Raw genomic sequence first — 24493 nt, forward strand, 5'->3', positions numbered from 1 at the left:
TGCGTTGCGGATTATTGTGTGCGCCACACCGGCGCGCGCTTCTCGAGGAACGACGCCACGCCTTCGCGCCCTTCCGCGCTAGCCCGCACCTGCGCGATGCGCGCGGCCGTTTCCTCGATCAAGGCCGTGTCGAGCTCGCGGCCCGCGATGTCCTGTACGAGCTGCTTGCACGCGCGCACCGCGCGCGGTCCGTTCGAACATAGAATCGCCGCGAGTTGCTGCACGGTGTCGTCGAGTTTGTCTTCGCTGACGGCTTCGCTAACGAATCCCAGGCGCAGCGCGGTCGCGCAGTCGAACTGTTCGGCCGTCGCGAAGTAGCGGCGCGAGGCGCGCTCGCCGAGCGCGTGGATGACATAGGGCGCGATTGTCGCGGGAATCAGGCCGAGGCGTGCTTCTGAAAGGCAGAAGCGCGCGGTGTCCGCAGCAATCACGATATCGCACGCGGCGATGAGTCCCATGCCGCCCGCGTAGGCGTCGCCGTTCACGCGCGCGATCACGGGCTTCGAGCAGCGGTAGATCGACCACAGCATGTCGGCGAGACGCATCGCGTCGGCACGGTTCTCGTCATCCGAGTAGCCGGCCATCTTCTTCATCCAGTTCAGGTCCGCGCCCGCGCAAAATGCCTTGCCGTTTGCGCCGAGCACGACGGCGCGTAGATCGTCGCGCTCGCTCAGCTCGCGAAACACGGCCGTAAGCTCGCCGATCATCGTTTCGTTGAACGCGTTGCGCACGTCGGGACGATTCAGCGTGACCGTCGCCACCTGATGCGTGACTTCGACGATCAGCGTTTCAGGCTTCACTTCATTCACCATTCGAGACTCCTTGCGCGGTCCTGCCGTCCATTTCACATCGCAAACCTGCCGGGCATTTCATGCTGCGGGCTTCGTTCGACGCATCGCATCGCGTAGTGGACGACGCTCGCTCCGTGCTGCGCGTTACATCCGGAACACGCCAAAACGCGTATCTTCGATCGGCGCGTTCATCGCAGCCGACAAACCGAGGCCCAGCACGTCGCGCGTTTGCGCCGGATCGATCACGCCGTCGTCCCAAAGCCGCGCGCTCGCATAGTACGGGTGGCCCTGGTGCTCGTATTGCGCGCGAATCGGCTGCTTGAATGCCTCTTCCTCGGCGGCGCTCCATGTGCCGCCCTTCGCTTCGATACCGTCACGCTTCACCGTGGCCAGCACCGAAGCGGCCTGCTCGCCGCCCATCACCGAAATGCGCGCGTTCGGCCACATCCACAGAAAACGCGGCGAGTAGGCGCGGCCGCACATCCCATAGTTGCCCGCGCCGAACGAGCCGCCGATGATGACCGTGAACTTCGGCACCTTCGCGGTCGCGACCGCGGTCACCATCTTTGCGCCATTGCGCGCGATGCCTTCGTTCTCATATTTGCGGCCGACCATAAAGCCCGTGATGTTCTGCAGGAATACGAGCGGGATCTTGCGCTGGCAGCACAGTTCGATGAAATGCGTGCCCTTTAACGCCGACTCCGAAAACAGAATGCCGTTGTTCGCAACGATGCCGACCGGATGCCCCCAGATATGCGCAAAACCGGTGACGAGCGTCGTGCCGTAGCGCGCCTTGAATTCATCGAAAGCGGAATCGTCGACGATACGTGCGATCACTTCGCGAATGTCGAACGGCTTGCGCGTGTCGACAGGAATCACGCCGTAGATGCTCTTCGCGTCGTAACGCGGCGGCTTCGGTTCCTGCAGCGCAAGCGGCTGCTCCTTGCGGCGGTTCAGATTCGCGACAATGCTGCGCGCGATGGCGAGCGCATGCGCATCGTTTTGCGCGAGATGATCGACCACGCCCGACAGGCGTGTGTGCACGTCGCCGCCGCCGAGGTCTTCGGCGCTGACTTCCTCACCGGTCGCCGCCTTCACGAGCGGCGGCCCGCCGAGAAAAATCGTGCCCTGGTTCTTCACGATGATCGACTCGTCGCTCATCGCCGGCACATAGGCGCCGCCCGCAGTGCACGACCCCATCACGACCGCGATCTGCGGAATGCCCGCCGCGGACAGATTCGCCTGGTTATAGAAGATGCGGCCGAAGTGGTCGCGATCGGGAAACACGTCGTCCTGATTCGGCAGATTGGCGCCGCCCGAATCGACGAGATACACGCAAGGCAAGCGGTTTTCGGCGGCGATCTCCTGCGCGCGCACATGCTTCTTGACCGTGATCGGGTAGTACGTGCCGCCCTTTACGGTCGCATCGTTGCAGACAATCACGCACTCCTGCCCCGCGATGCGTCCAATGCCGGTGATGACGCCCGCGCCCGGCGCGTCGTCGTTGTACATGCCGAATGCGGCGAGCTGCGAGAGCTCGAGAAACGGCGTGCCGGGGTCGAGCAGTTGCGCCACACGCTCGCGCGGCAACAGTTTGCCGCGCGATATGTGCTTGTCGCGCGCGGCCTCGCCGCCGCCCAGCGCGAGCTTGCCGATCTTCTCGCGCAGGTCCGCGACGAGCGCTTCGAGCGCCGAGACGTTCGCGCGGAAATCGTCCGAGCGCGGATTCAACTTCGTTTCGATGACCGGCATTGCGTGCTTCTCCTTCTGCTACATGGTTTCGGCAAACAGCTCGCGGCCGATCAGCATGCGGCGAATCTCACTCGTGCCCGCGCCGATCTCGTAGAGCTTCGCGTCGCGCCACAGGCGGCCGACCGGATATTCATTGATATAACCATTGCCCCCGAGAATCTGGATCGCTTCGCCGGCCATCCACGTGGCCTTTTCCGCGGTGTAGAGAATGACGCCCGCGCAATCCTTGCGTACATGCCGGATATGATCTTTGCCGAGCGTGTCGAGGTTGCGGCCCACCGCATACAGATACGCACGGCATGCCTGGAATGTCGTATAGAGATCGGCAAGCTTGCCCTGGATCAGCTGGAATTCGCCGATCGGCTGGCCGAACTGCTTGCGGTCGTGCACGTAAGGCACCACGGCGTCCATCACCGCGGCCATGATGCCGGTCGGGCCGCCTGCCAGGACAGCACGCTCATAATCGAGCCCGCTCATCAGCACCTTGACGCCGCCATTGAGCTCGCCGAGCACATTCTCCTGCGGCACCTCGACGTCCTGAAACACGAGCTCGCCGGTATGCGAGCCGCGCATACCGAGCTTGTCGAGCTTCTGCGCGACAGAAAAGCCGCGCATGCCCTTCTCGACGATGAACGCGGTGATGCCGCGCGCGCCCGCTTCGATGTCCGTCTTCGCATAGACGACCAACGTATCGCAATCGGGACCGTTGGTAATCCACATCTTGGTACCGTTCAGCACGTAATGGTCGCCTTTTTTGTCCGCACGCAATTTCATGCTGACGACATCCGAGCCCGCATTCGGCTCGCTCATCGCGAGCGCGCCGACGTGTTCGCCCGACACGAGCTTCGGCAGATACTTGCGCTTCTGCGCTTCGGTGCCGTTGCGATGGATCTGGTTCACGCACAGATTCGAATGGGCGCCATAAGACAACCCGACCGACGCCGAGGCGCGGGAGATCTCTTCCATCGCGACCATATGCGCGGTGTAGCCCATGCCCGCGCCGCCGTATTCCTCGGCTACTGTCATGCCGAGCACGCCGAGGTCGCCGAATTTACGCCAGAGGTCCATCGGAAATTGATCGGTCCGGTCGATTTCGCCGGCACGCGGCGCGATCTCTTTCGCCGCGAACCCCGCGATGCTGTCGCGCAGCATTTCGACTTCTTCGCCGAGTGGGAATTGCAGGCCGGGCAAGTTGCTCATTCGAATCTCCCAGATATGCGGCCGGAGGTGCGGGCCGGATGCGCGGCACGCTGTAAGGCCTGCCGCAAGGCCCGATGGACAGTGGGCCGCCGCGCGGCCGATGCGCGACGTGTATGCCGCACCGCAGTAGCCGGAATTTTCTGAGCAAGGCTCAGCATTTCCGCGACTGCGGAATACGCTTTGCGGTCGCGATGTACCATCGATCGCAACCGCCGTTACAGTGCGCATTTCACGCCAGATTTACGTAAGCGTCAATAGGTATTTCTGAGCGAAGCTCATAAATCTGGAAGCGCACTTTAGCCTTACGTGCCATGCTAGTATCGACACGTGCCGGGCCCATCCGGCACTGAAATCTGAATTGGGCTCATATGATGCGCGTAACAAGGGACGAGACGCCGGCGTCGCGCCGGCAGCCGGCGGGACGCAAGTCGCAGCAACGTGTGAAGGAAATCCTCGAAGCCGGCCGCGACGTGTTCTCCGAGAAGGGATACGAGCGGGCGACCACCGCCGAGATCGCGCATCGCCTCGGCATTTCCGAAGCCACCGTATTCAGCTATTTCCGCGGCAAGCGCGAGTTGTGCGCGCGTGTGATCGGCGACTGGTACGACGAAATCATCGAAGCGATCGAAGCCGGCTTGCCGCGCGACGGCGGCGTGCGTCAGCAGTTCGCGTTTATCGTTCGCACTCATTTGCGGCTCATGCTCGTGAACGGCACGGGGTTGTGCTCGCTCGTGCTCTCCGAAGGGCGCACGCAGCAACACGAATTGAGCGAGGCGCTGACAGGGTTGCATCGGCGTTATACCGCACCGCTGATGCGCGTGCTTGCGCAGGGACAGGCCACGGGCCAGGTGCGCGCCGATATGCCGCTGCGCCTTTTGCGCTCGCTCGTGTTCGGGCCGATGGAGCATGTGCTGTGGGAAGCGACGCTCGCGAACCGCCGCTCCGATATCGACGCCACCGCGGATCGACTCATCGACGTGCTGTGGTCCGCGCTGCAGCCGCCCGACGTCGCGCGCACAGCGCTGGCGCAATTTCGTCATGATGTGAGCGAAGCAACACGCCGGCTCGAGCAGGCGGAAGCCGCGTTGCGCGAAACACCACCCACGCGAGAAACGCGGCGCTCACGCAAGGACAACAGTGGCGGTGCATAAGCGGCGCCTACTTCGACGCTTTTCGTTGCGAGACCTGGTACACATGCGTCCGGCGAAATGAATTGACACGTTTTCTGGCTCGTATATCCTGAATATGTAAGGTCGTTTACCTCAACGCACCAAATCGAGTGTCATCGTGAAAGTCCGAGGCCCTTTGGTAAGGTGGAACCGCAGCCAGCCCGCGAGGTGTCTTCGCGCTGACTGCACCAACGCCGACAGTATCGGCAGCGATATGCACGCAATACGCGTATTGCGCCGCTTCCTGTCCGTCTTTGTCATCCTTTCCCGCCGTTCGGTCAGACGCCACAACATCGTCTGCGCACGCGCCTTCGTCGCCATTCATTCCGACGGCGTCGCATCCCTGCTGCCCTAGCGCCTCTTACGGCATTTCCGTTTTCGCTACCGCTCCGATTCGCCTCGTCTGCGCACGCATTCGCGTCGCGCGACGGTGTGATCGCGCGCGTGCCGACACTGCTAGTGAAGCTGTGCGCAGCGACGCCTGTCAGCGCGCGGCCAGGTTGTGGTCGCGCGATGCGTGGCGCGTAGCCCGGCTATTCCGGCTATTCGTATCGCGTGGTGCGATGCGCTGACCGCTGTCGCGCCAAACGACGCTATTCATAGTGTTTTCACGTCTTTCCCAAACCCGACAAGTTTGGCCATTAGTCATGCAAACGAAACCTCTGGTCGGTGTCACTGCCGACCGAACGACGATCGGCGCGCATCCGTCGCATGTGACCGGCGAAAAGTATCTGACCGCGGTAGTCAATGGTGCGCATGCGTTGGCCGTCATGCTGCCCGCGCTCGGCTGCAGGCAGCGCACGGCAGACATTCTTGCAGCCGTCGATGGCCTGCTGTTTACCGGCAGCTACTCGAACGTCGAACCGCATCGCTATAACGGTCCGCCGAGCGCACCGGGCACGCTGCACGACGCCGCGCGCGATGCAACGACATTACCGCTATTGCGCGCCGCGATCGACGCAGGCGTGCCCGTGCTGGCGATCTGTCGCGGGTTTCAGGAGATGAATGTGGTGTTCGGTGGAACGCTGCATCAAAGCGTGCACGCGGTACAAGGCTACGACGATCACCGCGAAAACGGCGACGACGGCCTCGACGTTCAATACGGGCCTTCGCATCCGTTGCGGCTTGCGCCGGACGGACTGCTCGCCCGTCTGGCTTCGGGTGCGCAGACTGTGCGCGTCAACTCGTTGCATGCGCAAGGAATCGAGCGGCTCGGCGACAGACTGCGCATCGAAGCCCGCGCGCCTGATGGACTGATTGAAGCGATCAGCGTTGACGATGCACGCGCATTCGCGCTCGGCGTGCAATGGCATCCGGAATGGAAGTTCGCCGCCGATCCGCTGTCGACCGCAATCTTTCGCGCGTTCGGCGACGCGTGCCGCGAACGGATGCAAAACCGCGCGCATGCGGGCGCTACAGATGCACCGCTTGCGAACAGGTAAATGACGTTTTCCGATTCATGCACAAGCGCACTTTGCGGGCACACAGAGAGAACAATCATGTACGACATCGATGAATTTCTGAAGAAGCACCATATCACCGAGATCGAAGCCATCATCCCCGATATGGCCGGCATTGCGCGCGGCAAGATCATTCCGCGCAGCAAGTTCGAATCCGGTGAAACGATGCGGCTGCCGCAGGCCGTCATGGTGCAAACCGTCACCGGCGACTATCCGTCGGACGGAAGTTTGACCGGCGTGACCGACCCCGACATGGTGTGCGTGCCCGATGCATCGACGATCCGCATCATCCCGTGGGCGGTCGATCCGACCGCGCAGGTCATTCACGATTGCGTGCATTTCGACGGCACGCCCGTCGAAATCTCGCCGCGCCGCGTCTTGCGGCGCGTGCTCGATCTCTACCAGGAGAAGGGCTGGAAGCCGATCGTCGCGCCCGAACTCGAGTTCTATCTCGTCGATATGAACAAGGACCCCGATCTGCCGCTGCGACCGCCGATCGGCCGAACCGGTCGCGCGGAAACCGGACGGCAGGCGTATTCGATCGAAGCGGTCAACGAATTCGATCCGCTTTTCGAAGATATCTACGAGTATTGCGACATTCAGGAACTCGAAGTAGACACGCTGATTCACGAAGTCGGCGCCGCGCAGATGGAAATCAACTTTCTGCATGGCGACCCGCTCAATCTCGCCGACCGTGTGTTTCTGTTCAAGCGTACGGTCCGTGAAGCGGCATTGCGCCACCAGATGTACGCGACCTTTATGGCCAAGCCGATGGAAGGCGAACCAGGTTCGGCAATGCACGTGCATCAAAGCCTCGTCGACATACATAGCGGCGAGAACCTGTTCACCGGCCGCGACGGCGAACCCACCGCCCTTTTCCACGGCTATCTCGCGGGCCTGCAGAAATACACACCTGCGCTGATGCCGATCTTCGCGCCGTATATCAATTCGTATCGCCGCCTGTCGCGCTTCATGGCGGCGCCGATCAACGTGCAATGGGGCTACGACAACCGCACAGTCGGCTTTCGCATTCCGCATTCGGGGCCTAACGCACGGCGCATCGAAAACCGTATTCCCGGCGTCGATTGCAATCCGTATCTTGCGATCGCGGGGACCCTCGCGGCCGGTTACCTCGGCATGACGCAGCATCTGCGTCCGACCGAGCCGCTATCGAGCGACGGATACCAGATGCCGTATCAGCTGCCGCGTAATCTCGAAGAAGGCCTCACGCTGATGGCGGCGTGCACGCCGCTTGCAGAGACGCTCGGCGAGCGGTTCGTCAAAGCCTATCTGACATTGAAAGAAACCGAATACGACGCGTTCTTCCGCGTGATCAGCTCGTGGGAACGCAGGCATTTGCTGCTGCATGTCTAACGATACCGGAGCCAAACATGAGCTTGACGACAGAAGAAGCCGTCTACGCGACGCCAACACCGGCGACGAATAATGAACGGCAACGCGAAGCATCACGGCGTGCACGCAGCACCGCCGAATACCGCGCGCTCGATGCCGCGCATCATATCCACCCGTTCTCCGATATGGGAACGCTGAACCGCACTGGCAGCCGGGTTGTCGTGAAGGCCGAAGGGGTCTACCTGTGGGATTCAGACGGTAACCGGATTATCGACGGTATGGCTGGCCTGTGGTGCGTGAATGTCGGCTATGGCCGCAAGGAACTCGCGGACGCCGCCTACCGGCAGATTCGGGAACTTTCGTTTTACAACACCTTTTTCAAGACCACGCATCCGCCTGTCATCGAGCTGTCGGCACTGCTCGCGGAGTTGACGCCGACGCCGTTCAATCACTTCTTCTATTGCAACAGCGGCTCCGAGGCCAACGATACGATGCTGCGTATCGCGCATCGTTATTGGGCTGCGCTCGGCAAGCCCGGCAAAAAATATGTGATCGCGCGCAAAAACGGCTACCACGGCTCGACGATCGCGGGCGGCACGCTCGGCGGCATGGACTATATGCACGAGCAAATGCCGTCGCCGGTGGCGCATATCGTGCATATCGATCAGCCGTATTTCTTCGGAGAAGCGGCCGCCGACGTGACGCCCGAAGCGTTCGGCCTCGAACGCGCGCGGCAACTCGAAGCGAAAATTCTCGAGCTCGGTGCGGAGAACGTCGCTGCGTTTATTGGTGAGCCTTTCCAGGGAGCGGGCGGCGTCATCTTTCCGCCGTCGAGCTATTGGCCTGAAATTCAACGTATTTGCCGCAAATACGATGTGCTGCTCGTGGCAGATGAAGTGATCGGCGGTTTCGGCCGTACCGGCGAATGGTTTGCCCATCAGCACTTCGGTCTCGAACCCGATCTGATGACACTCGCTAAAGGGATGACAAGCGGATATGTGCCGATGGGCGCGGTCGGCTTGCACGACCGCATCGCGCGAGCGCTGATTGAAAATGGCGAATTCAATCATGGCATGACGTATTCAGGTCATCCGGTCGCTGCCGCGGTTGCCATCGCCAATCTCACGCTGCTGCGCGAAGAAGGGATTGTCGAGCGCGTCAGGGACGAAACGGGGCCCTATTTTCAGGGCCTGCTGCGCGATACGTTTGCGGGGCATCCGATGGTCGGCGAGGTGGCGGGAGTGGGTCTTGTTGCGGGCGTGCAGCTCGCGAAGGAGCCGGCCACACGCGGGCGCTTCGAAAATGGCGCCGAGGTCGGCACGATGTGCCGCGATTTCTGCTTCAACGGCCATCTAATCATGCGCGCGACCGGAGACCGCATGCTGCTGTCTCCGCCGCTCGTTATCACGAAGAGCGAGATCGATGAGATTGTCGAGAAGGCAAAGCGAGCGATAGATGCGACCGCACGACAGATAGGCGTCGCATGAGGATGTGAAGGCCTTTGGCCATCTGGCTGGCCTGCGCGCAAACAAACGGCGCAGGCCACTTGCGCTACAAACACCGGTAGAATTGCCGATCCCAGCCGGCGTCCGCATTGCCCGGCAAGCAATCCTTTCCGCCTCCCCTCTTTCAATGACCGACGCCCTCGATCGCCGCGCCGACGCACTGATCCAGAACTCGTACTACGAGGCCAATGTCCGCCGCCCCGCTACCGACGATCCGATCCTCGACGGCACGCTCGAAGCGGACGTCTGTGTAATCGGTGCGGGGTTTTCGGGCCTGTCCGTCGCGCTCGAATGCCGCGCGCGCGGCCTGTCCGTTATCGTGGTCGACGCGCACCGGCCCGGTTGGGGTGCATCAGGCCGCAACGGCGGACAGATGCTGGTCGGCTTTGCCAAAGATGAAGTGATCGAGCAGCAGCTGGGCGCCGATGGTGCGCGTGCCGCGTGGTCTTTGTCGGTGGATGGCGTCGCACTGGTGCGCGAGCGCATCGAGCGCTATGGAATCGACTGCGATTTCACGCAGGGTTACCTGACCGTCGCGACCCGAGAAAAGCGCATAGCGGATCTTCGCGCATGGATGGATGCAGCCGCGACGCGCTGGGGTTATCCGCATCTGCAATGGCTCGACCGCGATGCGATTCGCTCGCGCATCGCATCCGAACGCTATCTGGCCGGTGTGTTCGACCCGGTCTCCGGGCATTTGCATCCGCTCAAATATTGTCTTGGTCTTGCCGACGCGGCCCGCAAAGAAGGTGCACTGCTTTTCGCCCATTCGCCGGTGATCGAGGTCGTACGCGGCGCACAACCGGTTGTTCGCACAACGAGCGGCGAAGTGCGCTGCCGATTTGTTGCCGCATGTGGAAACGCGACGCTCGGCAACGTGCTGCCTTCGGCCATTGCCGCGCGCATCGCGCCGATTGCGTCGTATATCGTCGCGACCGAACCGCTCGGCAAGGCACGCGCGGATGCGCTGATTGCGGGACGCGCCGCGGTTTGCGATAACAACTTCTTCCTCGATTACTTTCGCGTGTCGGCCGACCATCGCCTGCTGTTCGGCGGCCGAGCGACATCGGCAGGCATGGCGCCCGAGCGGCTCGCCGAGGCCATCCGCAAGCGAATGCTCGCGGTTTTCCCGCAACTCGCCGATGCGCGCATCGACTATGCATGGGGCGGCTTCGTCGACGTCACGCGCAATCGCGCGCCGGATTTCGGCGCGATCGACCCGAACTATTTCTATGTGCAAGGCTTTGCAGGCCACGGTGTCGCGCTGACGGGCATCGCTGGCCGCGTTGTTGCACAAGCGATCGCGCAAGACCGTGCCGCGCTCGACCTCTTTGCGAGGATCAGGCACGCGCGATTTCCGGGTTGCCCAGCATTACGCGGCCCCGCACTCGAACTCGGCATGCTGTATCACAGGGTTCGTGAGTTGTTTTAGGCGCGCGGCAGGCGGAATTCCAGAATCCACAGCTTAAGCATTACTCGAATTCACGTCGGGTCGCGGTCACGACCTGCTGCTTGAGGAACGGGACAGCGTTGACGACGCGCATCGTCGAGCGTACGAAACCGAGCATGGCTCGCCCCGCAACCGGCCGATGTAGCAGGCTTCGATCGTCGTAACGCTCGCGTGATTTTAAAACCGCGTCGAAGCCGTATTGCCGCATCTGGTGTTCGTATGCGGCAACCGCGGTGCCCAGCGTTGCATGCCCTCGCACAACACTCCCCAATTCATGCGATAACAAGGCGGCGTCGCGCAGTGCGGTATTGGCGCCTGCGCCGCCGCCCGGTGTCATCAGATGGATCGCATCGCCGAGCACCGTGACAGGTCCGGTTTTCCACGCCGTGACGGGTGCGGACGTCCGGATGTTGCCGATAAACAAACTATCGGGATCGGCCGCGGCATAAAGCGATTTCAGACGTGGATGCCAATTGCGCGTCGCATCGCGAACAAGCGCGAGATGGTCGATGTCGGGCATCAGCGGGTCTGCCGACCAGTTCGAAACAGCGCCCCAAACGGCCCATGTGATGACGTCGCGCCTGTCGACATACTGCATCCCGGACCACTGGGAATCGGTGTCTCGCGGCTCGTCGAACGAAAGCGCATGCACGACGCCGCCAAAGCCTTTCGGCGCGAGTACCAATGTGATGCCGTTCAATATCTTCGCAGGCAGCAGCTCTCGCGTGCGCGCGTCCAGGGGCGTCGTTCCTGCGATTCCCACGATGCCCGTTTCCTCGATCTGCGCGTGCGGTAACAGTTGGCTGCGCACCCTGGAGTTGGCGCCGTCGGCGCCGACGATCAGATCCGCTTCCGCGATGCTGCCATCGGCAAAATGCGCGGCGACCGTGCCGCCGCCACGCTCCGTGTAGCGTATAAATCTTTTATCGAAGTGGACTTTGCCTTCCAGGCCGCTCATCATGACCTGTCTTAACGTAAGGCGTGTCGCGGAACGTCCGACCCCCACGTCGCCGAGATCCACGCTGAGCGTTTCTTTAAGGCACTCGGTCATGTAGTTCAGGTATCGCGGCGTACGCGCGCATGCCGCGTTGAAAAAATCCATCACGTTTTCCGGCAGGCATTCACGCAACGCCTTCATGCCGATGCCGTCGATGCCGATGCGATATCCGGGCGGTCCATCGACTCTCGTGCGATCGCGCTCAAATACATTGACCTCTATTCCCCGGCGATGAAGGCCGTGCGCGAGGCAAAGGCCCCCGGTTCCTGCGCCTATGATCGCAACACGTAAGGGTTTTGTGTTCATATCCGCGGCTTCCGACTGGTAAGGATTGCGAGTTGTATCGTGCGCTTATCCCCTAAGTCTCTCTCTAAAGGGATAGAAGCCCGACGAGCGAATCCTTGCGCAAACCGCGGCATCTTCCAGGTCTGAATCCGAATTCAAGCCGCACGTTACGAACAGATCGTGTCGTGGAAAATCGACAACAATATTTGAGTATTCAATAACACGCTAACGCAGAAACATGCATGTACGATTCACCGAAACTTGCATATTCACGTATTTCAGATCGAAAGAAATCTGACGGAACACGTCGGGATATTCGCAAAGCAGCCCGCGATACCGGCATATTCAGGTCTTTAACGCTACCTATGCGCGAGGTCACCATGCAATACGTTTGGCCGTTTCTTGTCGGCGCGTTTCTATGTAATTCGATCCCTCACCTGTGTGCAGGCCTGCAGGGTCGCCTGTTCCCTACTCCCTTTGCGCGCCCACCAGGGGTGGGCGATTCATCGCCGATCGTGAACGTCGTGTGGGGATTCGTGAATCTCGTTATCGCGTCGGTTATTGCCTGGTATCGCTGGGACATGTCCGGTGCTGTACCGGATGGCGTGGCCGCCCTGTTCGGCGGCCTGGTCATGGCGCTGTCCCTGGCTTTCCATTTTGGAAAAGTACAGCGCCGCAAGAGCACGCAAACCTAGTCGTTACGCATGCCGCAATCCGTCGTAAAGCCGCGCTTCGAACTGCCCGTACAGATCGACGACACGCGCATCGTAGAAAGGAAGCGTCTGCGTAAAGAGCGATCCCGCAACGCGTTTCACAGGATCCAGCCAGAAGTATGTGTTTAGCAGTCCGGCCCAGCTCACACTGCCCGCGCTGCGGCCGTGCGGACCCGGCTGCACGTTGATGTCGAACGACAGCCCCCACTTCTGCGGCTGCCCGGGAAACTGATCGAAGCTGTTCGACCACGACGGCTGAGCCGATTTCATTTCGACGACCTGAATATCGCCAATGTGATTGCGGAACATCGCCGCTACGGTGTCCGGGCGCAATACGCGTTCGCCGCGGTAGGCGCCGTCGTTGAGCAACATCTGCAGAAACGCCATGTAGTTGCGCGGTGTGCTGAAGAGTCCACCGCCGCCCATAAAGAACTCGGGGCGCTGGTTTATTTCGAATGGCTCCGGCGTCAGCGATCCGTCCGCCTGGCGGCGATGCATCGCCGCGACGCGGCGCTTCTGTTCGCTGTCGATCAGGAAGCCCGTGTCGCGCATGCCGAGCGGCTCGAAGATATGCTCGCGGAAATAAACTTCCAGCGACTGATCGGTGACTGCTTCGACGAGCTTACCGACCCAGTCCATGCTGATGCCGTACTGCCAGCGCTCGCCAGGCTCGAACTCGAGCGGTGCGGCAAAGGCGCCATTCAGCGAATAGCCGATGTCCGGCATGCCCGTCGCTTTTTCATACCGGATGAGCGGCTCGCTCCAGATGCTGTACGTGTAGCCCGATGTATGCGTCAGCAGATGGCGTACCGTGATCGCCTTACGCGCCGGACGCAGTATCGGCGCACCTGACGCATCGAATCCCGCAAGGATTTGCGGCGCCTTCAGTTGCGGCAGGATGTCGGCGGCCGGCTGCTCGAGTTGCAGCTTGCCCTGTTCGACAAGCTGCATGCAGGCGGTGGCGGTAATGGCCTTGGTCATCGACGCGAGCCAGAAGACCGAGTCCGGACCGATCGGCGCGCCGGTGCGAATATCGGTCGCGCCGGCCGATCCTTCGTAGACGAGCCCGCGCTGCGTCGCGCCCAGTGCGACGACGCCCGCAACCACACCATTTTCAACCGAGCGCTGCAGGCATTGGTCGATCGATGCATACGCGGAGCCGGCGTGCCGCACTGCCTCCGCGCGCTTGGGCGCCTGCGCCGATGCCGCGTGCGCGCTTCGATCCGTCAGCGCGCCCCATGTCGCGGCGGCCGCCATACCCACCGCCCCTTTGAGCAGGCGCCGGCGATTCATTCCATCTCTCATCTATTTTCTCCAGAGCGTTTGTGCTGTGTATCCGGATTCGGTACCGATGCGACGGAATTCTGGAGAGGCGGCAGCAGAAGAAACATGCCCGGAAGGACACTAGAAAAGTGACGAAGCGTCACGAATGGGCACGTGACCCGGAATAACAGCTATCGCATGGCTGTTCCAGTCTATAGGCCGGTTTCGCGCGCGTGAGCTGATGTAGCGCGCCGCGGCCCCTGGTGTCGGTTTCCGACTGTCCGCCTGATGGAGCCCATGCGATGCAATTCAGCGATTTCTCGAACGCTGCGTTCTTTACCAACCCTTATCCCCTCTATGACGAAATGCGCGCCGCCGGGCCGCTCGTCAAACTCTCCCCGGGGCTGTACGTAACCGGGCAGTATTCGGTTGTGCACGATTTGCTGTTCGACCGGCGTTTCGGCAAAGGCATCGAGGCCAGTGTGAAGGCCCGATACGGCGAGAACGCCGTCGAGCAGCCAATTTTTCGCATGGCGCGTCACATGCTGGCCGGGCTGAACCCGCCGGTCCATACGCGAGTACGCGCCCTGCTGATGAAGTCATTTACGGCTCGCCAGCTGGAGCGCTTTCGTCAGGCGTCGCACGACATTTCGCATCGTCTTGCCGATGCGCTCATCGCCAGCGATGAACCGGATGTGATCCGCGACTTTGCATTTCCGCTGCCTATGCAGATCATTTGCACGATCATGAACATCCCGCTGGAAGATGCGCCGATGATAAAGCAGCTAACCGACAATGCATCCAGCGTGCTCGATGTCAATCTCATGAGCCCGGAGCAGCTTCAGAAGGCTAACGATTCGGTGCTCGAACTGCACCGGTATTTCACGGTGCTATTCGAGGCACGCAGGCGAAACCCTGGCGACGACCTCATATCGCAAATGGTTGCGGCCGAGGAAAACGGCGACGTGATGACGAACGAGGAACTTTTCGCGAACGTTCTTCTTCTGTTTGTGGCCGGTCATGAAACCACGACCAACATCATTGGCAACTCGCTGGTTTCCTTGCACCGGCATCCGGAACAATTGATTCTCGCCAGGTCGAATCCGGCCATGCTGCCGAATGTCATCATGGAATGTATGCGCCATGAAACGTCGGTTCAATCGACCATGCGTGTCGCGCTCGAAGATGCGGAAGTCGAGGGCGTTCAGATCGCTCGCGGCGATGTGGTGTTCGTCTGGCTCGGCTCGGCGCATCGTGATCCCGGCATGTTCGTCGAGCCGGACAGATTGAAGATCGACAGATCGTTCAAGGATGTCAAAATACTGAGCTTCGGCGGCGGCCTGCACTTTTGCCTTGGCGCGCGGCTTGCATCGATGGAGATCGAAGCTGCGCTGGGCACGCTGTTTTCCCGGCTGCCGGACATGCGCATTACCAATCTCGACGATCTGCACTGGCACAAGCGTTCCCAGCTTCGCGGCGTCGAGTCTTTGCAGATAGCCCCTTCCTGACGACGCTTCCATGACCACCCAGTTCACTGCCGCCCTCGCATCGAAATTCGCGAACCTCGCGCTCGGTCACCTGACGCGCGAGTACCCGAACCAGCTGACTCATCGGCTCGCCGGGCCGCAGGATGTCAAAAGTCCGCGTTCGCTGCACCCGATCTTTTACGGCAGTTTCGACTGGCATTCGTGCGTGCATGGCTACTGGCTCGTGCTGCGTCTGATCGACCGCTTTCCGGATTTGCCCGAAGCCGCGCGCATCGTCGAGGTGGTCGACACGCATTTCACCGACGCGAACGTTGCCGGTGAACTCGCCTATCTGGATTTGCCGCATAACCGCGGCTTCGAGCGGCCGTATGGCTGGGCGTGGCTGCTGGCACTCGCAGCAGAGGTCGAAGCGTCGAAGCTTCCGCAAGCCGCGCGTTGGACAAAATCGCTCGCGCCGCTTGCCGATGCTTTCGTCGAACGCTTCGAGGAATTTCTTCCGAAGTCGACCTACCCGCTGCGTGTCGGCACGCACTTCAACACCGCATTCGCGCTGACGCTCGCGCTCGATTTCGCGCGCGCGTCTTCTTCGCGCAGAGGGCTCGAGACGCTGATCGTCGATTCCGCGAAACGCTGGTATCTGAATGATGCGGGCTGCCAGGCATGGGAACCGTCGGGTGACGAATTTCTGTCGCCGTCGTTAATGGAGGCGGAATTGATGCGCCGCGTGCTCGCGCCCGCTGAGTTCGACGTCTGGTTTATGCGCTTTCTGCCCGCGCTTGCGTCACGCGAACCCGCTACGCTATTCGTGCCTGCGGCCGTGTCCGATCGCAGCGACGGCAAGATCGCGCATCTCGACGGGCTCAACCTCAGCCGCGCGTGGTGCCAACGCTCGCTTACGCGAGCATTGCCCGAAAGCGATGCGCGGCGCGCGGTGCTGCTCGATGCCGCCGGGCATCATCTGCAAAGCGCGCTCAAGCATGTGGCCGGCGACTATATGGGCGAGCATTGGCTCGCGACATTCGCCACGCTCGCACTCGAAGCGTGATCAACTGGCGTCGGCCCCGCGCTGGCCTTCGCCCTCCCCTTTATCCCCTTTAACCTTGCCCGAAGCAATGCGCGCAAGCATCGCATGGAACGCGCGCTTGATCCGCTCGACGCTTGCGGTCTTGTAGGGAAACGACCCGTTGTCGCCGTGCGCCAGCATGCACGCGTTGACCTCGAACACGACAACCGCACCTTGCGTGTCGAGCGCGCAATCGATGCCGAAGTAGTCGAGCCCGATCGACTCGCCAATCGTACGCAGCGCGGCGTACTGCGTTTCACCGAATACGCTTGCCGGGTTGTCGAGGAATGCCTGCTCCTCTTCCTGCATCCACGGCGTACGCGCCATCGCAGTCGTTGCGTGGTGCACTTTCCACTGGTCGCCGATCGCGAGGTGATACGGCAGGATCTCGCCGTCGACGTAAAAGAAGCGGTATTTACGGTAGTGCCCGTCCTGCGACTGATAGTCGACAAACGGCGTCAGATAGTAGTCGCAACTGTCGCCGTGCCGCTCGACGAAGGCGCGCACTTGCCACATCAGGTGCGCCAGCTCGAAGTCGTTGCCGCCGTGCGTGCCGGCCCGTCGCAACAGCAACGGAAACGTCCATGGAAACGCCGCTTCATCGGCAATCAGCGCGCGAAGCGCATCGGTCGTGTACAGGCGCGCTTGCGGCACGATGCATCCCGGCGTATCGGCAATCAGTTTCGCAATCGATTCGCGCCCCGTGTTTGCAATCCGTTTCGGGTGATTGACGACCGGCTTGCCGACCTGCTCGACGAACTCTTCCGCCAGCGCGAGCATCGGGCCGCACTGATCGACATCGGCGATCAGATTCACCACGACGTCGCCACTATTGCGCAAGACTTCGTTGTCGTATTTGAAGTCCTGCAGCAGGTTCAGCACGTTGCTGTCGAACGGCGCGCCTTCGACAAGATACGAAAACGGCGTATTGCCGCGCCCGGGCGCGAAAACGAACAGCGCGCTAAATGGCGACGGCTTGACGGCCGACGGCACGCTGACGAACAGCTTGTGCTCGAGCGCGCGACGATAATGCGCGTCGGCCTCCTCGTTCAGATACAGCGACTGCTCGAAGTTCGCAACGAGGTGCAATGTTTCAGGGTCGTTCGGCTGCTTTTCGAGGATGCTCCTGAAATGCTCGAGCGCACGTTGAGGGCGCCCGGCGCTCGCGTGCGCAAACCCGATCTCGCGATGCACCGGCACACATTCGTCTGGATCTTCGGAGAGCATCGGCATCAGCCAGCCAATCGCCGCGTCGTACCGGTTTGTCCGGTTCAATACCTCGGCCAGACCGAAGCGCGCGCTCCAATGCGTCGGCGCGCTCTTGATTACTTCGAGGTACAGATTTTCGGCGAGATCGAAACGACCTTCACGATGATGGCTAAACGCGCTTTGCAGCAGACTGTTGATGGACATGGCGGGGAGCGCGTGAGGAAGTCATGCGGCGCGCGGGTCGCGCCGCGCGCACGAAACATAGCAGAACTTCGGTGCGCATAGGGCTACCTGAATGCGGCACGTAAGGTTCTGTTTTTTACGCCGAAACAATTGAAAGGTTTAAAAGAGGCCTAAAGCGCCCGAATGCCTAAAGGAATTTTCGCGTGCAGCGATTGTTATATGGATGAAACCCATCGATGAAACCGATGCGCGCGCATGCTATGCCGGATCGCATGCGCGCTAGCCATCCGGTAACCATCAACACGCAACCTTAACGCTACGCTAGCCCATAACATGCCCACTGAAAAACCGTCGTTTCTGCTTATCCACGGCGCCTGGCACGGCGCTTTCACATGGCGTCGTCTGGCTCCGCTGCTCGAAGCGCGTGGCCACGTCGTGCGTGCATACGACCTGCCCGGCGCCGGTGCGCAAGCGAAGCAGCCGGCGTCGTATCTTCGGCAGCCGCGCGACAATGAAGCATTCGCCGCCGAACCGACATTGAATTCGGGAGTGACGCAGGACGACCGCACGCAAGCCGCAATTGCATGGATCGAGGATATGCATCGGCAAACAGGCTTACCCGTGATTACGGTCGGCCATTCGCTCGGCGGCGTGACGCTTACCGGCGTCGCGCAAGCGCGCCCCGAGCTCGTGCATGCGGCCGTCTATCTCGCCGCGTACATGGTGCCGCCCGGTCAGGTGCCTGCGAAGATTCGCGCGCTTCCATCGATGAACGGCTCGCTGGTCGGCTTGCTGGGCAAAGGCGATCCATTGAAAACCGGCGCGTCCCGCATCGACCCGCGCAACCCCGACCCCGCGTATCGCGAATTGCTCAGGCGTGCGTTTTATGGCGATATCGACGAAGCCGCCCTCGACGACGAACTCTCGCTACTGCATTGCGATGAGCCGGTGAGCGCGCTCACCTCGCCGTCCGAGATGACGCGCGAGCGCTTCGGCAGCGTACCGCGGCACTACATTCGCACGGCCAACGATTCGACGATGATGCCCGCCGCCCAGGACCATCTGATTTCCACCGTCGACGCCGCAATGGGCAATGCGACCACCCTGCATACACTATCGTCCGACCATTCGCCGCATGTGACGCAGCCCGCGGCGCTCGCCGCTTTGCTTTCCTCGATCGCCGCTAACGTTTAGGCGGCCTCGCGAAAGCCTGTGCGGCACCGCACCAACACCTACAAAGAAAAAACTTTACATTACGATTTACTTTCAACTATAAAGGTAACGCATGTCGCGAACCCGCTTTGTCTCGCCGCATGTCCTCGCCCGCCGACGCTTGTACGGCGGGCTTTTTTTTGGGTGACGCCCGCTCATTCATGCGCTGCCTTCATTTTCCTTTCGTTCGACAAAACGCCTGGTGAAAACCCCGCCAATCCTTTCTCTTGACTTACTTGATATATCACATACTGTATCGACTTATGACCGGCCCTAAAACTGCCCTTTGCCAGGCTTGAGTCAAGGTTGGCGACGACACAGCCCGGTCGTCTCCTCCCCACAAACATAAATTAAGGCAGTCATACATTGGAGACATCATGAGATCGGATCGAGAGGAACAGGCGGGACAAGCGTCGTCGTGGATGGCGTCGCCGTGGGTACAGCTGGTATTCGGCGTGATATGCATGGCGATGATCGCCAATATGCAGTACGGCTGGACGCTATTCGTCAACCCGATCAACGAGAAGTATCAGTGGGGGCGCGCGGCGATTCAGGTGGCGTTCACCATCTTCGTGGTCACTGAGACGTGGCTCGTGCCCGTTGAAGGATATCTCGTCGACCGCTTCGGACCGAGGCCGGTCGTGGTTGGAGGCGGCATTCTGTGCGCGCTCGCGTGGGCGTTGAACTCGGTCGCGTCTTCGCTGCCGTTGCTCTATTTCGCGGCAGCAATCGGCGGTGTCGGCGCGGGCGCGGTATACGGCACCTGCGTTGGCAATGCGCTCAAATGGTTTCCGAGTCGCCGCGGCCTTGCTGCAGGGATCACGGCGGCCGGCTTCGGCATGGGCTCGGCCGCAACGGTGGTGCCGATCGCCAACATGATCAAGAGCAGCGGCTATGAAGCGACGTTCCTGTGGTTCGGCTTAGGCCAGGGCATTATCGTGTTCCTGCTCGGCCTTGCCTTGCTGGCGCCGCCGAAAAGCCTGCTTGAAAGCGCAAAGACCGCGGCAACGAACACGGCCAACGCGGTCAAGCGCACGATCTACAACGCGACGCCTCGCGAAGTGGTGAGTTCGCCGGTGTTCTGGGTCATGTACCTGATGTTCGTGATGATGGCCGCGGGCGGCCTCATGGCAACGGCTCAACTCGGTCCGATCGCCAAAGACTTCGGTTTGCAGGACTCGCCGGTTTCATTGGTTGGCCTTACGTTGCCCGCGCTGACCTTTGCATTGACGATCGACCGCGTGCTTAACGGTTTGACGCGACCGTTCTTCGGCTGGGTGTCGGACCGCATCGGCCGCGAGAACACGATGTTCATCGCGTTCGCAATCGAGGCAGTCGGCATCGTTCTGCTGTCGCGGTATGGGCATAGCCCGACTGCGTTCGTCATCCTGACGGGTATCGTGTTCTTCGCATGGGGCGAGATCTATAGCCTGTTCCCCGCGACTTGCGGCGACACGTATGGTCCGAAATTCGCCGCGACGAATGCCGGTTTGCTCTACACGGCGAAGGGCACCGCGGCGCTGCTCGTACCGTTCACGAGCGTCATTACCGCCGCGACGGGCAGCTGGCACGCGGTGTTTATGCTGGCGGCCGGCATGGCAGCTGTTGCGGCGCTGCTCGCGATCTTCGTCTTGAAGCCGATGCGGCGCGCGCATGCTGAACGGCACTCATCGCCCGCATTCGACCTGCCTTACGGCGCGGGACCGCTCGTTAGCGAATCGGCGCGCGTGTCGGGCGTCGACCGATAAGGCATAGCGAATGCGGCATTCATTGCCGTCTGCGTGAGCGCTTAAGCAATAAAAACGGGTCGCCTTTTGCCGGCGACCCGTTTTTGTCATTGACGACCGCTTGCGCGTTTTCTTACCAGCGCTGATGCACGTGCGGTGCGATCAGTTGATCGTAGATTCGGCGTGCGTGGGCCATCGTCTCTTCGGTCAAGGCGCCAAGCGCGCTCGCCTCGGCATTGGCCTTCGCCTGCGCGGCGTTTTTAGCGCCGGGAATCACGACCGATACGGCCTTTTCCATCAGGATCCAGCGCAGCGCGAACTGCGCCATCGTCGCGCCTTGCGGCACATCCGCGCGCAGCGCTTCGACCGCTTCCAATGCGACGTCGTACGGCACGCCCGAAAAAGTCTCGCCGACATCGAACGCTTCGCCATGGCGATTGAAGTTGCGATGGTCGTCGGCTGCAAACGTGGATTGTGCGTTGAGCTTGCCCGTCAGCATGCCGCTTGCGAGCGGCACGCGAACGATCACCGCAACATTCTTCGCCTGCGCTTCGCGGAAGAACAATTGCGCGGGACGCTGGCGGAAAATGTTATAGATGATCTGCACCGATACGACATTCGGATACTCGATCGCCTTCAGCGCTTCTTCGACGCGTTCAACCGACACGCCATAGTGGCGCAGCTTGCCCGCAGCGACCAGTTCGTCGAGCCCGTCGAACAGTTGCGGGCGGAAGTAAACATCGGTGGGCGGGCAATGCAATTGCACGAGGTCGAGCGTATCGACGCCGAGGTTTTCGCGGCTGCGGTCGATAAACGCTTCGATATTGGCCTTCGTATAGCCGTCGGCCACATGCGGGCTCAGTCTGCGCCCGGCTTTGGTTGCGACCACGGGCCGCGTGCCGCCGCGCTCGCGCAGCACGTCGCGAATGATCCGCTCCGAGCGGCCGTCGCCGTACACGTCCGCGGTATCGATGAATGTGACGCCGGCATCGAGCGCCGCATGCAGCGCGTCTCGCGCGTCCGCATCGGACACATCGCCCCATGAACCGCCGATCGCCCACGCACCGAAGCCGATTTCTGAAACGTCCCAGCCGGTACGGCTGAAACGGCGATGATGAATCTGCATGAATGTCTCCTCGAAGCTCACAATTTGGGATCGGCTCGCGCCCGCAAGACCGCTAGTGTGCCAGCAAGTTGCGAGATGCGCTGACACGCTTATGCACCCGTTACACACCCCACGCACCTCACGCACCTTTACGCACCGCCGAACATGCTCACCAGTTGCTCGCGCAACCATCGGTGCGCGGGCACCGTTTCATTGCGTTGATGCCAGAACAGGCTGATCACGCGCTCGGGCGCCTCGAGCGGCGCCCGCACGCCGACGAGTTCGCCGCTCATGCCGAAACGTTCGCACAGGTCGCGCGGCATGACCGCGATCAAATCGCTTGAGCGAATCATTTCGCAGGCAACCGTATAGTGGTTGACGGTTGTGACAAGATTGCGCTTGAGACCGCGCGACGCGAGAAAAATATCGAACGACGGTTGTGTCTGGCCCGCAAGGCTGATGTCGACATGCCGCGCGTTAAGAAAACGCCGCGTGGTCAGACGGCCGGCCGTTGCAAGCGGATGATCGCGCCGCATCAGGCAGGCATAGTCGACGCTCCATAGCGAGCGCGCACGGATATAAGGAGGCGGCAAGGTCTCGTTCACATACACGCCGATCAGGCAATCCACGCGATTGTCTTCGAGCAGCGTCGGCGCATCGAGCAGCAGGTTCGGCACCGAGTGAAAGCGCAGACCCGGCGACGCGGAGCCAAAGCGCGCAACAAGCCGCGGCATGACGATGCCCGCGACATAGTCGGACATCGAAAGACTAAAGCTCGCTTGCGCGCTCTCCGCCAAGAACGTTTCTTCGTCGAGCGCCGCGCGAATACGCGACAACGATTCGCCGACCGGCCCCCACAACGCAATCGCACGCTGCGTCGGGGTGACGCCCGCGCCGTTGCGCACGAAAAGCGGATCGTCGAAGGCTTCGCGCAGGCGGCTTAGCGCATTGCTTACCGCCGGTTGCGTAAGCGACAGCTTCGACGCGGCGCGCGTGACCGCGCCCTCCGACATCAGCGCCTCGAACACTTTGAGCAGATTCAGATCGAGCGTCCTGAAGTTCATCACGCCTCCATTCACCACGCTTATATGGCGGATCACGATTATAAATATTTGTGACGTTAAGCATGGCCCTAGAATCGGCCCTGCAGGGTACGACGCCCGCTTCTCTAAGCGCCGTTCAGGACAATGGGAGAGACAAACCGTGTCGACGATTTCCGGCCGCATCGAGCGCCTGCCGTTCGGGCGTTTCCACAAGCGCCTGCTGTTGATGGGCGGTCTCGGCTACACGTTCGATGCGATGGACGCCGCCGCCGTTGCGTTCGTGCTGCCGGTGCTGCGTCACGACTGGGCGCTGACGAGCGTGCAGACTGGCGTGCTTGGCAGCGGCAATTTCATCGGCTATTTCTTCGGCGCATTGTCTGCAGGTACGCTCGGCGATCTGATCGGCCGGCGCAAGGTGATGATGTGGGCGCTGCTGCTGTATAGCGTCGCGACCATCGTCAGCGCCACGACTCATTCGTGGCCCGCGTTCCTCGCATCGCGAATCGTTTCCGGCATCGGCACCGGCGCGGAAAGCGCGATCATCGCGCCGTATCTCGCGGAGTTCGTCGCGCGGCGTTATCGCGGGCTTTTTACGGGTTCGCTCGCCGGCTTCTTTTCATTCGGATTCGTTGGCGCGGCGCTGCTCGGTTACTTCATCGTGCCGGCGTTTCCCGCAGGCTGGCGCGCGGTGCTCTACATCACCGCGGTGCCGGTCGTGATGCTGCTGTGGTGGCGCCGCGCGCTGCCCGAATCGCCGCGCTGGCTCGAAAGCCGCGGCCACAGTGCGGAAGCGGACCGCGTGCTAAGGAAAATCGAAAACGAGTTCATAACGGCCGGCGTTGCGTTGCCTGAACCCGAGCCGATCGGCACGAGCGGCGCATCATCCGCGGCGACCGGCACGCTGCTCGCCAATTTCCGCGCACTGTGGATCGGTAAGCAGGTGCGCATCACCACGATGACCTGGCTGATGTGGCTATCGATCACTTTCAGCTATTACGCGTTCTTCACGTGGATTCCTGGCCTGCTCGTGCAGCGCGGCATGAGCATCACGCAAAGCTTCGGCTACTCGGTCGCGATCTATCTTGCGCAGGTGCCCGGCTATTTCAGCGCATCGTGGTTCAACGAACGCATCGGCCGGCAAGCGACGATCGCGTCGTATATGGTGCTTGGCGGCGCGTGCGCACTCGGCATGGCATTCGCGTCGACCGGCGGCGAGATCATGCTGTCGGGCATTTGCCTGTCGTTCTTTATGAACGGCACGTATGCCGGCGTTTACGCCTACACAGCCGAAGTGTTCCCGACTGCCGTGCGCACGACAGGCACCGGACTTGCGTCGGCAATCGGACGCATCGGCGCGATCGCGTCGCCGATACTCGTCGGCTATCTGTTTCCGAAATTCGGCTTTGGCGGTGTATTTGGCACAACGACCATCGTGCTATTGCTCGGCGCCATTTCGGTGCTTGTGATGGGCATACCGACACGTGGACGCTCGCTTGAAGACATCGCCGCAGGCGAAGCGATATAAC

General features: G+C 61.3%; 20 protein-coding genes and 1 pseudogene. 12 read left to right on the forward strand and 9 right to left on the reverse strand.

All coding sequences use genetic code 11. From position 1 onward, the window contains the following. Window positions 1-11: 11 nt before the first annotated feature. The 3 genes from KZJ38_RS34790 to KZJ38_RS34800 all read right to left on the reverse strand — a co-directional run bounded on the left by KZJ38_RS34790 (window position 12) and on the right by KZJ38_RS34800 (window position 3743). The gene (locus KZJ38_RS34790) at window positions 12-800 is read right to left on the reverse strand and encodes an enoyl-CoA hydratase/isomerase family protein (RefSeq protein WP_219803804.1); all 789 of its coding nucleotides are present in this window, start codon (window positions 798-800) and stop codon (window positions 12-14) included. A 135-nt stretch (window positions 801-935) separates the two neighbouring features. Next, window positions 936-2543, reverse strand: a complete 1608-nt coding sequence (locus KZJ38_RS34795) for a carboxyl transferase domain-containing protein (RefSeq protein ID WP_219801544.1) — start codon at window positions 2541-2543, stop codon at window positions 936-938. A gap of 18 nt (window positions 2544-2561) precedes the next feature. Then, entirely contained in the window at window positions 2562-3743 is a 1182-nt protein-coding gene (locus KZJ38_RS34800) for an isovaleryl-CoA dehydrogenase (RefSeq protein ID WP_219801545.1), read from the reverse strand. Window positions 3744-4111: 368 nt separating this feature from the next. On the opposite strand from KZJ38_RS34800, the gene KZJ38_RS34805 reads away from it, so the two are divergent. From KZJ38_RS34805 to KZJ38_RS34825, 6 genes are all read left to right on the forward strand, one after another. Continuing rightward, complete coding sequence (locus KZJ38_RS34805; protein WP_219801546.1) at window positions 4112-4894, forward strand: TetR/AcrR family transcriptional regulator; 783 nt, start codon at window positions 4112-4114, stop codon at window positions 4892-4894. A 154-nt stretch (window positions 4895-5048) separates the two neighbouring features. Next, on the forward strand, window positions 5049-5267 hold the full coding sequence (locus KZJ38_RS36820; RefSeq protein WP_425518432.1) for a hypothetical protein: 219 nt from the start codon (window positions 5049-5051) through the stop codon (window positions 5265-5267). A gap of 292 nt (window positions 5268-5559) precedes the next feature. Then, window positions 5560-6354 (forward strand): gamma-glutamyl-gamma-aminobutyrate hydrolase family protein, encoded by a 795-nt coding sequence (locus KZJ38_RS34810; RefSeq protein ID WP_219801547.1) that lies wholly within the window; start codon window positions 5560-5562, stop codon window positions 6352-6354. Window positions 6355-6411: 57 nt separating this feature from the next. Further along, window positions 6412-7746, forward strand: a complete 1335-nt coding sequence (locus tag KZJ38_RS34815; protein WP_219801548.1) for a glutamine synthetase family protein — start codon at window positions 6412-6414, stop codon at window positions 7744-7746. A 17-nt stretch (window positions 7747-7763) separates the two neighbouring features. Then, entirely contained in the window at window positions 7764-9212 is a 1449-nt protein-coding gene (locus tag KZJ38_RS34820) for an aspartate aminotransferase family protein (RefSeq protein ID WP_219801549.1), read from the forward strand. A 145-nt stretch (window positions 9213-9357) separates the two neighbouring features. After that, complete coding sequence (locus KZJ38_RS34825; protein ID WP_219801550.1) at window positions 9358-10662, forward strand: NAD(P)/FAD-dependent oxidoreductase; 1305 nt, start codon at window positions 9358-9360, stop codon at window positions 10660-10662. Between the two features lie 40 nt (window positions 10663-10702). Here the strand turns inward: KZJ38_RS34825 and KZJ38_RS34830 are convergent, their stop codons facing one another. Then, window positions 10703-11818: an FAD-dependent oxidoreductase gene (locus KZJ38_RS34830; RefSeq protein WP_343223866.1), complete on the reverse strand. Its 1116-nt coding sequence runs from the start codon at window positions 11816-11818 to the stop codon at window positions 10703-10705. 45 nt (window positions 11819-11863) lie between these two features. Continuing rightward, window positions 11864-11983 (reverse strand): annotated as a pseudogene (locus tag KZJ38_RS37240) (NAD(P)-binding protein); the annotation flags it as partial. A gap of 221 nt (window positions 11984-12204) precedes the next feature. Between KZJ38_RS37240 and KZJ38_RS34835 the strand changes: the two are divergent. Then, a complete protein-coding gene (locus tag KZJ38_RS34835) occupies window positions 12205-12657 on the forward strand; it encodes a hypothetical protein (RefSeq protein WP_343223867.1) in 453 nt (150 codons plus the stop codon). Between the two features lie 3 nt (window positions 12658-12660). Here KZJ38_RS34835 and KZJ38_RS34840 read toward each other — a convergent pair whose 3' ends face one another. After that, complete coding sequence (locus KZJ38_RS34840) at window positions 12661-13980, reverse strand: serine hydrolase domain-containing protein (protein WP_219801552.1); 1320 nt, start codon at window positions 13978-13980, stop codon at window positions 12661-12663. 260 nt (window positions 13981-14240) lie between these two features. Between KZJ38_RS34840 and KZJ38_RS34845 the strand changes: the two genes are divergently transcribed. Both KZJ38_RS34845 and KZJ38_RS34850 read left to right on the forward strand, forming a co-directional pair. Beyond that, window positions 14241-15446, forward strand: coding sequence for a cytochrome P450 (locus KZJ38_RS34845; protein ID WP_219801553.1), 1206 nt, complete (start codon window positions 14241-14243; stop codon window positions 15444-15446). A gap of 10 nt (window positions 15447-15456) precedes the next feature. Next, window positions 15457-16470 (forward strand): DUF2891 domain-containing protein, encoded by a 1014-nt coding sequence (locus tag KZJ38_RS34850; RefSeq protein WP_219801554.1) that lies wholly within the window; start codon window positions 15457-15459, stop codon window positions 16468-16470. On the opposite strand, the gene KZJ38_RS34855 is transcribed toward KZJ38_RS34850, so the two are convergent. Then, window positions 16471-17901, reverse strand: a complete 1431-nt coding sequence (locus KZJ38_RS34855) for a tetratricopeptide repeat protein (RefSeq protein WP_219801555.1) — start codon at window positions 17899-17901, stop codon at window positions 16471-16473. Between the two features lie 312 nt (window positions 17902-18213). On the opposite strand from KZJ38_RS34855, the gene KZJ38_RS34860 reads away from it, so the two are divergent. After that, a complete protein-coding gene (locus KZJ38_RS34860) occupies window positions 18214-19074 on the forward strand; it encodes an alpha/beta fold hydrolase (protein ID WP_219801556.1) in 861 nt (286 codons plus the stop codon). 395 nt (window positions 19075-19469) lie between these two features. After that, the gene (gene oxlT, locus KZJ38_RS34865; RefSeq protein WP_219801557.1) at window positions 19470-20840 is read left to right on the forward strand and encodes an oxalate/formate MFS antiporter; all 1371 of its coding nucleotides are present in this window, start codon (window positions 19470-19472) and stop codon (window positions 20838-20840) included. 112 nt (window positions 20841-20952) lie between these two features. Here the strand turns inward: oxlT and KZJ38_RS34870 are convergent, their stop codons facing one another. Together KZJ38_RS34870 and KZJ38_RS34875 are read right to left on the reverse strand one after the other, a co-directional pair. After that, window positions 20953-21945: an aldo/keto reductase gene (locus KZJ38_RS34870; RefSeq protein ID WP_219801558.1), complete on the reverse strand. Its 993-nt coding sequence runs from the start codon at window positions 21943-21945 to the stop codon at window positions 20953-20955. 128 nt (window positions 21946-22073) lie between these two features. After that, entirely contained in the window at window positions 22074-22988 is a 915-nt protein-coding gene (locus tag KZJ38_RS34875; RefSeq protein WP_219801559.1) for a LysR family transcriptional regulator, read from the reverse strand. Between the two features lie 139 nt (window positions 22989-23127). Here KZJ38_RS34875 and KZJ38_RS34880 point away from each other — a divergent pair, with 139 nt between their 5' ends. Beyond that, window positions 23128-24492 (forward strand): MFS transporter, encoded by a 1365-nt coding sequence (locus KZJ38_RS34880; RefSeq protein WP_219801560.1) that lies wholly within the window; start codon window positions 23128-23130, stop codon window positions 24490-24492. The last annotated feature ends 1 nt before the right edge of the window (window position 24493 follow it).

The organism is Paraburkholderia edwinii (assembly GCF_019428685.1).
Classification (GTDB): Bacteria; Pseudomonadota; Gammaproteobacteria; order Burkholderiales; family Burkholderiaceae; genus Paraburkholderia; species Paraburkholderia edwinii.